The organism is Streptomyces sp. NPDC127038 (assembly GCF_042725875.1).
Taxonomy (GTDB): domain Bacteria; phylum Actinomycetota; class Actinomycetes; order Streptomycetales; family Streptomycetaceae; genus Streptomyces.
In genome coordinates this window covers 22,982-35,752 of the sequence record NZ_JBHXDQ010000053.1, presented here as the reverse complement: position 1 = coordinate 35,752, position 12,771 = coordinate 22,982, and the positions used below count along the sequence as shown (strand labels likewise).

The 12,771-nt window shown below is 73.4% G+C and carries 12 protein-coding genes; 9 read left to right on the top strand and 3 right to left on the bottom strand.

What is annotated here, in order from left to right:
* Positions 1-70 precede the first annotated feature (70 nt).
* The gene (locus tag ACFWI4_RS29770; RefSeq protein WP_387202365.1) at positions 71-994 is read left to right on the top strand and encodes a DUF2510 domain-containing protein; all 924 of its coding nucleotides are present in this window, start codon (positions 71-73) and stop codon (positions 992-994) included.
* Positions 995-1,010: 16 nt separating this feature from the next.
* Here ACFWI4_RS29770 and ACFWI4_RS29765 read toward each other — a convergent pair whose 3' ends face one another.
* A complete protein-coding gene (locus tag ACFWI4_RS29765) occupies positions 1,011-2,213 on the bottom strand; it encodes an amino acid deaminase/aldolase (protein ID WP_387202362.1) in 1,203 nt (400 codons plus the stop codon).
* A 1,958-nt stretch (positions 2,214-4,171) separates the two neighbouring features.
* Between ACFWI4_RS29765 and ACFWI4_RS29760 the strand changes: the two genes are divergently transcribed.
* Complete coding sequence (locus ACFWI4_RS29760; protein ID WP_387202359.1) at positions 4,172-4,990, top strand: hypothetical protein; 819 nt, start codon at positions 4,172-4,174, stop codon at positions 4,988-4,990.
* On the top strand, positions 4,987-6,279 hold the full coding sequence (gene mycP, locus ACFWI4_RS29755) for a type VII secretion-associated serine protease mycosin (protein WP_387202356.1): 1,293 nt from the start codon (positions 4,987-4,989) through the stop codon (positions 6,277-6,279). Before ACFWI4_RS29760 ends, mycP begins: the two co-directional genes overlap by 4 nt.
* Positions 6,280-6,292: 13 nt before the next feature.
* Here mycP and ACFWI4_RS29750 read toward each other — a convergent pair whose 3' ends face one another.
* Positions 6,293-7,255, bottom strand: coding sequence for a serine hydrolase (locus ACFWI4_RS29750; RefSeq protein ID WP_387202353.1), 963 nt, complete (start codon positions 7,253-7,255; stop codon positions 6,293-6,295).
* A gap of 149 nt (positions 7,256-7,404) precedes the next feature.
* Between ACFWI4_RS29750 and ACFWI4_RS29745 the strand changes: the two genes are divergently transcribed.
* The gene (locus tag ACFWI4_RS29745; RefSeq protein WP_387202350.1) at positions 7,405-8,136 is read left to right on the top strand and encodes an SseB family protein; all 732 of its coding nucleotides are present in this window, start codon (positions 7,405-7,407) and stop codon (positions 8,134-8,136) included.
* A gap of 56 nt (positions 8,137-8,192) precedes the next feature.
* Here the strand turns inward: ACFWI4_RS29745 and ACFWI4_RS29740 are convergent, their stop codons facing one another.
* Positions 8,193-8,549 carry a DUF1844 domain-containing protein gene (locus ACFWI4_RS29740; protein ID WP_164371095.1) on the bottom strand — a complete coding sequence of 119 codons (357 nt, stop codon included), beginning with the start codon at positions 8,547-8,549 and terminating at the stop codon, positions 8,193-8,195.
* 412 nt (positions 8,550-8,961) lie between these two features.
* Here ACFWI4_RS29740 and infC point away from each other — a divergent pair, with 412 nt between their 5' ends.
* The 5 genes from infC to ACFWI4_RS29715 all read left to right on the top strand — a co-directional run bounded on the left by infC (position 8,962) and on the right by ACFWI4_RS29715 (position 12,738).
* Positions 8,962-9,684, top strand: a complete 723-nt coding sequence (gene infC / locus ACFWI4_RS29735; protein ID WP_385404754.1) for a translation initiation factor IF-3 — start codon at positions 8,962-8,964, stop codon at positions 9,682-9,684.
* Positions 9,685-9,791: 107 nt separating this feature from the next.
* The gene (rpmI, locus tag ACFWI4_RS29730) at positions 9,792-9,986 is read left to right on the top strand and encodes a 50S ribosomal protein L35 (protein ID WP_006374321.1); all 195 of its coding nucleotides are present in this window, start codon (positions 9,792-9,794) and stop codon (positions 9,984-9,986) included.
* Positions 9,987-10,080: 94 nt separating this feature from the next.
* Positions 10,081-10,464: a 50S ribosomal protein L20 gene (gene rplT, locus ACFWI4_RS29725; protein ID WP_003970214.1), complete on the top strand. Its 384-nt coding sequence runs from the start codon at positions 10,081-10,083 to the stop codon at positions 10,462-10,464.
* A 193-nt stretch (positions 10,465-10,657) separates the two neighbouring features.
* Positions 10,658-11,509 (top strand): TrmH family RNA methyltransferase, encoded by an 852-nt coding sequence (locus ACFWI4_RS29720; RefSeq protein ID WP_387202347.1) that lies wholly within the window; start codon positions 10,658-10,660, stop codon positions 11,507-11,509.
* Positions 11,510-11,562: 53 nt separating this feature from the next.
* Positions 11,563-12,738 carry an ATP-binding protein gene (locus ACFWI4_RS29715; protein ID WP_387202344.1) on the top strand — a complete coding sequence of 392 codons (1,176 nt, stop codon included), beginning with the start codon at positions 11,563-11,565 and terminating at the stop codon, positions 12,736-12,738.
* Positions 12,739-12,771: the final 33 nt, after the last annotated feature.

Below are 12,771 nucleotides of genomic sequence, written 5' to 3'. Positions count from 1 at the left end.
ACGCGCCACCCCGCCCGGCGGACCGTCCCCCGGCAAGTCCCCCTGCCCGAACAGGCCCTAGAGTGCCGGGATGAGCGTGACACCTCCACCCGGGTGGTACCGCGACCCGTCGTACCCGCTCGTCGAGCGCTGGTGGGACGGAGCCGCGTGGACCGACCACCGGCGTCAGCCCGACGTCCCCCAACAGCCCCTGATACCGACCCCGTCGGCCGGCGGCTCCGGATCCGGCCGGGCCAGGACCGTCGCGCTCGTGACGGCCGCCGTCGTCCTGGTGGCCGCGATCGTCACCGGCGCGGTGCTGCTGAGCCACGACGAAGGCGGCGGGGGCGAGGCCGCGGCGCGGACCACACCCCCGGCGTCCTCTCCCGCCGGGACCGAGGACCCCTCGCCGTCACCGACCGGCCCCTCGCCCTCGGCCGGTGACCCGTCCGTCGTCGTGGACGAACTGAACGGCATCACCTTCCCGGTCCTCGACGGCTGGACGAAACCGCGCTACGCCGCCGACGACGACATGGTGCTGTCGACCCCGAGAACCTACGACTGCCCGGGCGACCCGGGTCTGTGCCGGCACGGCTGGGTCGACTCGCGCACGGCGACCGCCACCGACGTGACCTCGCCGAAGGCCCTCGCAGAGGGGGACATCGAGGACGCCGCCGACAGCGCGTTCGGCCACGACCTGGTCGGCAGCCGCCCCTTCCGGGGCATCGCCTCGCACCGGCTGGTGAAGTCCGGCTCGGTCGCCGTCGCAGGGCGCGCCGGGTACCTCGTGCGCTGGAAGGTCAGGACCGGTGTGGGACCCGGCGGTTACGTGGAGTCCCTGGCCTTCCCGTCCAGTGTGGGCTCGCAGTCCCTGGTCGTCGTCCGCTTCGCCGTCGACGCCGGTCCCGACGGGCCGCCGCTGTCCGACCTGGACCGCATCACCGCCGGCATCCGTTCCGTGGGACAGAAGGACGCCGGCGGCGGGGTGGGAAGCAGCATCGGCCCGACCGGCTGATCCCCCGGGCCACCGGTCAGAGGAAGGTGTGGCCCTCTCCCCGATAGGTCGGGACCGAGGCGGTCACGGTGTCGCCCTCCACGAGGTGCAGCGTGTCGAACCGCTCGCACAGCTCACCGGCCTTCGCGTGCCGGAACCACACCTTGTCACCGATGAGCAGATCGTCCGCCGGGGACCCGAGCAGCGGGGTCTGCACCTCGCCGGGTCCCTCCTGCGGGTCGTACGACAGCCCCTCCGGCAGGTACGGGACCGGCAGCCGGTCGGCGCCCGCCGCCCCGGACGCGGGATAGCCGCCGCCCAGCACGGTCACCACACCCACGCCCGGACGGCGCACCACGGGCTGGGCGAACAGCGCCGCCGGACGCCCGGTGAAGGACGTGTAGTTGTCGAAGAGCCTCGGCACGTAGAGCCCCGACCCGGCCGCGATCTCGGTGACCGCGTCCTCCGCCGCCGTGTGCTGCACGCTTCCGGTGCCGCCGCCGTTGACGAATTCCAGGTCCGGCTCCACCGCGCGGACCGCCCGGACGACCTCCGCGCGCCGCTCGGCGAGCTCCTTGCGGGCGGTCGCCTGCATCAGCCGCACGGCGCGCGAGCGCAGCGGCCGCCCCGAGATCGCGTCACCGACTCCGGCGATGTGCCCCTCGTACGCCATGATCCCCACCAGCTTGAACCCCGGGGCGCGCTTCACGGCGCGGGCGAGGTCCGCGACCTGCGCGGGGGAGTGCAGCGGCGAACGCAGCGCGCCGACCCGGACCCGGCCGCCGAACAGCTTCAGCGAGGTGTCCAGCTCCAGGCAGACCCGTACGACCTCGGTGCCGCCGTCGCGGGCCTCGTCGATGAGGCGAAGCTGTGCCGGGTCGTCGATCATGACGGTCACCGCGGCGGCGAGCTTGGGGTCGGAGGTCAGCTCGGCGTAGCCCTTGCGGTCGGCCGACGGATAGGCGAGCAGGACGTCGTCGAAACCGGACCTGGCCAGCCACAGGGACTCGGCGAGGGTGAACGACATGAGCCCCGCGAAGCCGTCCCGGGCCAGGACGCGTTCCAGGAGGGTGCGGCAGCGGACGGACTTGCTGGCGACACGGATCGGCTTGCCGCCGGCCCGGCGGACCAGATCGTCCGCGTTCGCGTCGAAGGCCTCCAGATCGACGATGGCGACGGGGGCGTCGAGGTGAGCGGTGGCCCGGTCGTAGCGGGCCCTGTCGGCGGCACGGGCAGTCATGAGCGAAGACTGCCAGACTCCATTACCGCAGGGTAGGGGGACGTTCCGGGCAGATGCCGCGGGGCCTCGGACTGGTTCCCGTCCGGCGCCCGTCAACCCGTAGAGTGACGCGGACGCGGGGAGGGACGTCCTCGCTCCGGCGGACTCCGCCCGGGGTGACGGTCCACCGGTGCGGGTACGTGTGCCCGTGGTGAGCCTCTCGCGCACACACGAACGGCTCGCCGGGTTGCGGGGCGTCCGACAGCCCGGTACGAGGAAACGGGGGGTGCATGAGTACGGAAGCGCGGCGTGCCTCGAATCCCCGGCGCCCCTCCGCTCCGGACTCCCAGGAGTCCGCGAACCCCCCGGCCGGCGAGGTCCCGCCGAGGCCGGTGCGGGCGCCCGGGCCGGATCTGTCGGGCGGCGAGGACTGGTCTGCCGAGGACCCGACACCGCTCCCGCCGGAGCCCGCCCCTGACAGTCCCGCACCGCCATCACCGTCCGGCCGCTCAGCACCACCACCAGCCTTCGGAAACCCGGCGTCGCCTTCCGGGCGTTCCGGGTCGGCTTCGGTGTTCGGGGAGGCCGGGCCCGCTTCCGGGTCCGGAGGGTCCGCGTCCGCGTCGGGTTCCGGGCGTTCCGGGTCGGCTTCGGTGTTCGGGGAGGCCGGGCCTGCTTCCGGGCTCGAAGGATCCGCCTTCCCGTCGGGTTCCGGGCGGTCCGCGTCCGCCTCCGTGTTCGGCGAGGCCCCGTCCGGCTCCGTTCCGCCGCGTCCCGCGAGCCCGCCTCGGGGGACGGTCCCGTCGGTGCCGCACCAGCCCGCCGCGCCGTCGGCACCGGACCGGTCCGGCACGTCCGCTTCCGTGACGGCCGACGGGCCGGGTCCCGCCGCGTCCGGCCGGGCGGAATCGGCCGCGCCGGGTACGAAGACACCCACCTCGCTCGTCCGGCCGAGGGCCGGCGCGACCGGCGCGTCCGCCGCGTCCGGGGCCGCCACCGCCCGTACGCCCGGAGCCCCCGCATCGGGGCCGACCGGCGCCACGGGTTCACCGGGTCGGGCCCCGTCCCGCACGCCGGGGTTCACCGGCACCGGTGTCCCCGGAGCAGCCGCCCCTGCCGCGCCGGAGTCCGTCTCGCCCGGCCGCCCCTGGTCCACGCCTTCCGGCACACCTGACGCCGACGCACCCCGGTCCGCGGAGCCCGGCTCGTCCCCGTCGGTGCCCGGCACCCCGAGCCGTCCGGCGCCGTCCGGTGCCGCGCGCCCCGCGTCCGAAGCCGTTCCGCCGGCCCCGTCCGCGGAGCCCTCGCGGCGCTCCGCGGGCAACGGCCCCGCGCAGGGTCCCGGCGAGTCCGGATCGGCGCCGAAGGCCCCGCACCCGCGCTCCGAAGGCGGGACCGGGCCGGTGACCCCGCCACCCCCCGCGGCCTCCGCACGCTTCCCGGACACCCCACCCACCTCCACCGCCCCGGCACGTCCCGACGCGACCCGGTACGACGGGGGACCGTCCCGTTCCGACGGGACCCCGCACTCCGCAGGACCGTCCCGCCCCGCCGGGACCCAGCGTCCCGCGCCACGCCCCGCCCGGCTGTCGCACCCCGCCGCACCGCAGCGTCCGTCCGAGCCTCCGCGTCCCTCCACGGCGCCACGGAACCCCGAGCCCGCACCGCCCGCGGACCCCTCGCGGCCCACCGACCCCGCACGGTCCACCGGCCCCTCGCGCCCCACCGGATCCGCACACCCCACAGGGCTTCAGCGGCCTCCCGGCGCCCCGGCCTCCCCGTTCCCTCCGTCCTCCGCGGTTCCCTCCCGGCCGTCCGAGCCCCCGCGGACCTCCGGGCCGGAACCGGTCTCCGGGGAGTCGTTCACCGAGTCGGCGCGGGACGGGCTGCCGTCCGCCGCCTCCCCGGAGGCACCCCCGTTCATCCCGGCCCCGGCGCCCTTCCCGGCTCCCGGCCCCGCCGCCCCCGCGCGTCCCTACGTGTCGTTCGCGGAGCCCGAGATCCACGGTGGGGACACCGGACGGACGGCCCCGTTCCGGGGATGGACCCGCGCCCGTGCCGTGACCGCGGCGGTGTGCGTCGTCCTCGGGCTCGGGCTCATCGGCGGTGCGGTGACCGGGAGTTGGCTCACCGGGGACACCACGGACGGACCCGGTTCGCCCGGAGCCTTCGCCACGGCCGGAGAGCTCTGGCACAGCGTGCCCGTCGACCGGCTGTTCCCGCCGACCGTGCACGGCGACGGAGCCGGCCCCGGCGGTTCCGACCGCACCTGGACCCGGATCGCCGTCGCCCCCGACACCGGCTGCAAGGACGCCTTCGACCCCCTGCTGCGCCAGGCCCTCGCCCCCGTCGGCTGTCTGCGACTGCTGCGCGCCACCTACGTGGACGCGACCCGCAGTCACGTCACGACCGTCGGCCTGCTGTTCACCAAGGCGGACGCGGCGGGCATGACCTCCCTGAAGGCCCGCTTCGCGAAGGAGGGCCTGGACCGGCGCACCGACCTGCTGCCCCTGCCGTACGCGGCCAAGGGCACCGACGCCGCCGGCTTCGGCAAGGCGCAGCGCGCCTCCTGGACCGAGTCCGTCCTCACCGACGCCCCCGTCGTCGTGTTCGCCGTCTCCGGGTTCGCCGACGGCCGTACGGTCGCGTCCCCGCAGCCCGCCGCCGACGCGATGAAGCCGGACTCGACCACGCCCGCGGCCCAGGCGGGCCTCGGCCACGAGGCGAAGGGCCTCGCCGACCGGGTCGAGCGCGGCCTGCGCAAGACCGTCACCTCGTCCACGGAGAAGCCGTCATGACCCGCGACGACGGCCCCGACGGCCGCATCAGGCAGCCCCACGACACCGCGACCGGAGAGACAGGGGCCCCCGGCCGCCGTGCCACGCGCCCGGCCCCGGGAACCCGCGGGACCCGGCTCTCGCGCAGGTCCGGTGCCCTCGCCGTCGCCCTCGCCGCCTCCCTGGCCCTGGTCCCCTCGACCGCCGCGCACGCCGACGGCATACGCGCCCAGCAGTGGGGCCTCGACGCGATGCACACGCAGCAGGCCTGGCGCACGACCAAGGGCAAGGGCATCACCGTCGCGGTCCTCGACACCGGCGTAGACGCCCTGCACCCGGACCTCAAGGGCAACGTGCTCGCCGAGAAGGACATGGTCGGTTTCGGCGCGCGCCGCGGTGACCGGTCCTGGGCCCGGCACGGCACCGCCATGGCCGGCATCATCGCCGGACACGGCCATGGGCCGGGCGACGCCGACGGGGTCATGGGAATCGCCCCCGAGGCGAAGATCCTGCCGGTCCGCGTCATCCTCGAGGACAAGGACCCGGCCCGCGCCAAGGCCCGCAACACCCGCGGCAACGCGCTCGCGGAGGGCATCCGCTGGGCCACCGACCACGGCGCCGACGTCATCAACCTCTCCCTCGGGGACGACTCCAGCTCCGCCCACCCCGAACCCGCCGAGGACGAGGCCGTCCAGTACGCGCTGAAGAAGGGCGTCGCCGTCGTCGCCTCGGCCGGCAACGGCGGGGAGAAGGGCGACCACATCTCGTACCCGGCCGCCTACCCGGGTGTGATCGCGGCGACCGCCGTCGACCGCTACGGGACCCACGCGTCCTTCTCCACCCGCCGCTGGTACGCCACCGTCAGCGCCCCCGGCGTCGACGTGGTCATCGCGGACCCGGACGACCGGTACTACGAGGGCTGGGGCACCAGCGCGGCGTCCGCCTTCGTCTCCGGGGCGGTCGCGCTCGTCAAGGCGGCCCACCCGGGCCTGTCCCCGGCGCAGATCAAGAAGCTGCTGGAGGACACCGCCCGCAACGTCCCCTCCGGGGGCCGCGACGACTCCCGCGGCTTCGGCTTCGTCGACCCCTCGGCGGCCATCAAGGCGGCGGCCCGGCTCAAGCCCGAGGGCCTCAAGCCGGCCGCGTACGGCGGCAAGTACTTCGGCACCGGCCCCGACACCCGTGACGACGGGGGCGGTTCGGCCGACTGGGCCGCTCCGCTCGCGGGCGCCCTGGGCCTGGCCCTGCTGGCCGGGGCGGTGTTCCTGTGGCGGGGCCGCAGACCCGCCAACCCCTTCGAACGGCGCTGAGAACCCGGGCCCTTCAGTCCGCCGCCGTGTCCCGGAACGCGGACACCGCGGCCTTGGACACCGCCTCCACCAGCGAAATGCCCTTCGCCTGCGTGGAGTTGCCGTTCGAGAGCGCGGCCACCAGGAACTCGTGGCCGTCCACCGAGATCCGCCCGATGCTGTTGACGTCCCACAGCCCGGTCGTGCTGCGCGCCAGCCACCCGTTCTTCAGCGCCCATCGAGAACCGTCGGCCGCGGCGGAGACTCCCCACTGCTGGTCGGTCTCGATCTCGCCCATGAGGCCCTGGAGATAGGACCGCGAACTCGCGCTGAGCTTCGAGTCCTTCCCGAACACCTGCCGGAGCAGGGTCAGTTGGTCGCTCGCGGTGGTCTGGGTGAGCCCCCACAGCTCGCCGTCGCCGCCCTGGGTGGACGTCAGTCCGAAGCGCTTGTTCGCGGCGTCCAGACCGTCGGCGCGCCCGATCGTCGCCCACAGCGCGGACGCCGACGCGTTGTCGCTGTTCTCGATCATCGCGGTGGCGTACGTCCGCTCCTGCGCGGTCAGACGCCGGTCCGCGTCCTGCGCCTGGAGCAGCAGCGCGGCCAGGATGTTCACCTTGACGATGCTCGCCGTGTCGAAGGCCGCGTCGCCGTGGGCGGCGCTCTCGCCGGAGTCGACGTCGAGGACGGCTACCGACGTCTTCGCCCCGGCCGCCACCGTCACCGACGTCAGGGCCTTGGCGAGCAGCGCGCCGCGGTCCACGGAGGGTTCCGCCACGGGTTCCACCGATGCCTCCTCGCTCCCGGCCGGCGACGAAGAGGGCGAGGCCGGCGCCGCCGACGATACGACGGCCGGGCCGTCGTGCGCCTGCGCCTTCATGTACACGGCCCCGGCGGCCGTGGCGCCGACGAGGACGACGGAGGCCACCGCGACGGACAGGAGCGGGGTGCGCCGGGCGGGCCGGGCGCGACGCCCGCGTGCTCTGTGACGGTCCATCCGGCGATGCTGGACGGCGGGGCTGTGCCCGCCGTTAGACGCTTGTTAGAGGTGTGTCAGGGATGGCTGAGAAACTCGTGAATCCCGTCGGCTCCGTGTTTCAGGGGCCGCACAAGCGCAGCAGCATCCCCCCGATAGGGTCGGGGACCGTGGCGAACAAGAACATTCCCGACTCCGGCTTCTCCGACGACGACGGCTCGGCCGATCCCCGGCTGAGCGCCGCGCTCGCGGCCTGGTCCGCCGACCGCTCCGCCGTACCGCCGGTCCTGGAGGCCCTCACGGGCGCCCGGCTGCTCGTGCCGGTCGTGGCGATCCTCGGTGAGGTCGAGGAGGACGAGAACGGGCTGCGCCGGGAGAAGACCAGCGACATGGCGGTGCCCACGCTCAAGGCCGGGGACCGTACGGCCCTGCCCGCCTTCACCTCCACGGATTCGCTGGCCCGCTGGGATCCCGAGGCCCGCCCCGTGGCCGTACGCCTGAACCAGGTGCTGGAGGCCGCGGCGCACGAGAAGGCCGACACGATCGTGGTGGACATGGCCGGGCCGGTGTCCTACGAACTGACCGGGGCCGCCCTGCTCGCGCTCGCCGAGGGGCGTACGACCACCGATCCGCTCGCGGACCCGGCCGTGATCGAGGCGGTACGGGCCGCGGTCGCCGCCGAGCCCCTGGTGGCCCGCGCCCATCTCGGCCCGGGTCCGGCGGACGGCACCCTGGCGCTGGTGCTCGACCCGTCGGCCGCCCCCGCCGAGACCGCCCGCGCGGTGGCCGAGCGGCTCGCGGCCGACGAAACGCTGAGGGCCCGCCTGGTGCGCGGCCTCGACCTGGCACTGCTGCCGGCCGGGGCGACACCTCCGGGCGAGCCCCTGTACGTACGCGGATAGGCACGTGGGCGGGTCCGTGTCCGTACGGCGCTCCGTACGGACACGGGTTCCGAGGATCAGCCGTAGACGGGGCCCGTGTACTTCTCGCCCGGACCCTGGCCCGGCTCGTCCGGGACGAGGGACGCCTCGCGGAAGGCGAGCTGGAGGGACTTCAGGCCGTCGCGCAGCGGTGCCGCGTGGAACGAGCTGATCTCGGTCGTGCTCGCGTCGAGCAGACCGGCGAGCGCGGTCACCAGCTTGCGGGCCTCGTCCAGGTCCTTGTGCTCGTCGCCCTCCTCGGTGAGACCGAGCTTCACGGCGGCGGCGCTCATCAGGTTCACGGCGACCGTCACGATGACCTCGACCGCGGGGACCTCGGCGATGTCGCGGGTCATGGTGTCGAAGTCGGGGTTCTGGGGAGGGGTGTCACTCATGCCCCACACGATAGGCCCCGGCGCGCGTGCCGCCGTCCACGGGAGCCCTCGGGCCCGCGGTGAGGTGCGTCTCCGCCCGGCGGGCGGCGGTGAGGAGGCCTCCGGTTAGCGCGTACCCGGCGGAACTGCTAACCTTGTGTAACGACCGGCCGGACACGATGTGCCCGGCCCACAAGTGGAGGCTCCGATCTCCCACCTGACCGTCCTCCGGGACGGCGGGTCATCCGGTCAGGCGGCCGCCATCGTTCCGTACGGACGATGGAGTCGCCCGATGTGCGCCCCGCGGTTGACCGCGGCGGTGCTCCGGTTGTTCATGGAGCCCCGCCTGTGTCCCGTCCGGGGCATTTTTCATGCCCCACGGCGGTTGGTCACCATGTCATCAGAGACATACGCGGCTGTCCGCCAGACCGCCGTGTGGTGCTACCGAGGAGGATCCATCAGCACCGAGCCCCGCATCAACGACCGGATTCGCGTTCCCGAAGTGCGTCTTGTCGGTCCCAGCGGCGAGCAGGTCGGGATTGTTCCGCTTGCCAAGGCCCTTGAGCTTGCTCAGGAGTACGACCTCGACCTGGTCGAGGTGGCGGCGAGTGCTCGCCCGCCCGTCTGCAAGCTCATGGACTACGGCAAGTTCAAGTACGAGTCGGCCATGAAGGCCCGTGAGGCGCGCAAGAACCAGGCGCACACGGTCATCAAGGAAATGAAGCTCCGGCCGAAGATCGACCCGCACGACTACGACACCAAAAAGGGTCACGTCGTCCGGTTCCTCAAGCAGGGCGACAAGGTCAAGATCACGATCATGTTCCGTGGTCGCGAGCAGTCCCGGCCGGAGCTCGGCTACCGACTGCTCCAGCGGCTCGCCACGGACGTCGAGGACCTCGGGTTCATCGAGTCGAACCCGAAGCAGGACGGCCGAAACATGATCATGGTTCTCGGTCCGCACAAGAAGAAGACCGAGGCGATGGCCGAGGCCCGTGAGGCTCAGGCGGCTCGCAAGGCGGAAGCGAAGGCCAACCCCGGTCGCTCGCAGAACGCTGCCGAAGAGGTCGCCGACGGTGGAGACACCGAGGGCGCGCCCGTGGAGGCGGAGTCCGTCGAGACCGTCGAGACCCCGGCCGAGGCGTCAGCCGAGGCCTGATCCCAGGGCCCCCGCCCCGGGATGTCAATCGATACATATGACGTTCCACCCGTGCCCGGTCCCGCGACCGGGCACCGGAACGCCACTGACGAGGAGAGAACGGCGCTATGCCGAAGAACAAGTCGCACAGCGGTGCCAGCAAGCGCTTCAAGATCACCGGCTCCGGCAAGGTGCTCCGTGAGCGCGCCGGCAAGCGCCACCTGCTCGAGCACAAGTCGTCCCGCGTGACGCGCCGTCTCACCGGCACCGCCGAGATGGCCCCGGGCGACGCCGCGAAGATCAAGAAGCTTCTCGGCAAGTGACGTACCGGCGCCCAGCGCCGTACGTCTGATCCGGGACCCAATCGAATTCGGGCCGTGTGAGTCCAACCACGGCCCCGCTACAAGGAGTTAAAAAGTGGCACGCGTCAAGCGGGCAGTCAACGCCCACAAGAAGCGCCGGGCGATCCTCGAGGCGGCCTCCGGCTACCGCGGTCAGCGTTCGCGCCTGTACCGCAAGGCCAAGGAGCAGGTCACCCACTCGCTGGTCTACAACTACAACGACCGCAAGAAGCGCAAGGGCGACTTCCGTCAGCTGTGGATCCAGCGCATCAACGCTGCGGCCCGCCAGAACGGCATGACGTACAACCGCCTCATCCAGGGTCTGAAGGCCGCCAACATCGAGGTGGACCGCAAGATCCTCGCGGAGCTGGCCGTCAACGACGCCAACGCGTTCGCCGCGCTCGTCGAGGTCGCGCAGAAGGCCCTGCCGTCGGACGTCAACGCGCCGAAGGCCGCGTGACGCTGCGCCGGCTTCAGCCGACGTGACTGAAGGACCCGCAGGTTTCGGCCTGCGGGTCCTTTGCTGCCAGCCCACGGGTCGCCGTCCGGGTGCGGGCCGCACGGGGCTGGTCGCGCAGTTCCCCGCGCCCCTGGGGGTCGGAGTCGCCCCCGTCATCATGTGATCCGCGCAGACATCGAAGGTGAACCAGAACATGGCCTCCGCCAGCCCCGAGCTGATCTCTCCGCGCTCGCCGCGTGTCCTGGCCGCCCGGCGGCTCGCCAGGCGCAACTTCCGGGGCAAGGAGCGGCTGTTCCTCGCCGAGGGGCCGCAGGCCGTGCGGGAGGCGGCGGCACACGGCGGCGACACGCTCGTCGAGCTGTTCGCCACCCCGGAGGCCGCCGAGCGGTACGCCGACCTCGTCGCGGAGGCCCGTACCGCCGGAGCCCGGGTCCACCTGGCCGACGAGCAGGTCATCGCGGACATCTCCACCACCGTGACCCCGCAGGGGATCGTCGGCGTGTGCCGGTTCATCGACACGGCCTTCGAGGAGATCCTCGCCGCCCGCCCGAAACTGGTCGCCGTGCTCGCCCACGTCCGCGACCCCGGGAACGCGGGCACCGTGCTGCGCTGCGCGGACGCCGCCGGCGCCGAGGCCGTCGTCCTCACCGACGCCTCCGTCGACCTCTACAACCCCAAGGCCGTCCGCGCCTCCGTCGGATCCCTGTTCCATCTGCCCGTCGCCGTCGGCGTGCCCGTCGAGCAGGCCGTGGCCGGACTCAAGGACGCCGGCGTGCGCATCCTCGCCGCCGACGGAGCGGGCGAGGACGACCTCGACGACGAACTCGACAAGGGCACCATGGGCGGCCCCACCGCCTGGGTCTTCGGCAACGAGGCCTGGGGGCTTCCGGAGGAGACCCGCGCGCTGGCCGACGCCGTCGTGCGCGTTCCGATCCACGGAAAGGCCGAGAGCCTGAACCTGGCCACGGCCGCGGCCGTATGTCTCTACGCGTCAGCCCGTGCACAGCGCGCCTCCACAGGGTGCCGCTCCGTCACCGGCAGCTAGTAGGGTGACGGGCCCGGGGGCCCTCTGTGCCGGACGAGAGGCGGGGTACGGGGATGAGTGTCGGCACGGGCGGTGCCCACAGCGCGCTGCGAGCGCGGGACGCGCGCGGCACGTCCGCGTCCGGGCCCGATGACACCGTCGCGACCGGCCCCGCGCTCGGCATAGACCCCGACGACCTGCCCGACGGGATCGTCGTCGCCGACGAACACGGCCGCGTCGTCTGCTTCAACGCCGCAGCGGCCCGGATCACCGCCGTACCGGCGGCCGAGGCACTCGGCCGCCGCCTCGAAGCGGCGCTGCCGCTGGAGGATCTCGAAGGCCGCCGCTGGTGGCAGCTGACCGACCCCTACGGCGGTCTCGCCATCCGCAACGGCCAGCCCGAGCGCAACCTGCTGCTCCCCGGCGGCCGGGAGATCCTCGTCTCCGCGCGCTATGTCCGCACCCACCCCACCGGCCCCGTCCGCCGGGTCGTGGTCTGTCTGCGCGACACCGAGGCCCGCCGCCGCACCGAGCGCAGCCACGCCGAGCTGATCGCCACGGTCGCCCACGAACTGCGCTCCCCGCTCACCTCGGTCAAGGGCTTCACCGCGACCCTGCTGGCCAAGTGGGAACGCTTCACCGACGACCAGAAGAAACTGATGCTGGAGACCGTCGACGCCGACGCCAACCGCGTCACCCGGCTCATCGCCGAGCTCCTCGACATCTCCCGCATCGACTCCGGGCGCCTCGAAGTGCGTCGCCAGCCCGTCGACATGGGAGCCGCCGTCGGCCGGCACATCCAGGCCTACGTCGCCTCCGGCCAGCCCGCCGACCGCTTCCTGCTGCGCATCGAGCAGCCCCTGCCCGCGCTCTGGGCCGACCCCGACAAGGTCGACCAGGTGCTCAGCAACCTGATCGAAAATGCGGTGCGCCACGGCGAGGGAACCGTCACCATCGACGTGGCACCGTCCACGTCCCCGCGCGAGCGGCCGGACGAGGAGGGCACGGCGAACGCCGTCACGTCGGTCACCGTGAGCGACGAGGGCACCGGAATCCCGGAGGAGTCCATGAACCGCGTCTTCACCCGCTTCTGGCGGGGCAGCAAGCGCGGCGGCACCGGGCTCGGGCTCTACATCGTCAAGGGCATCGTCGAGGCCCACGGCGGCACCATCACGGTCGGCCGCGCCCCCGGCGGGGGCGCCGAGTTCCGATTTACGCTGCCCGTGGGCACCCCGGCGTATCTCCTCTAGCGCCGCACCGGCCCCCACGGGCTCATCCGCACG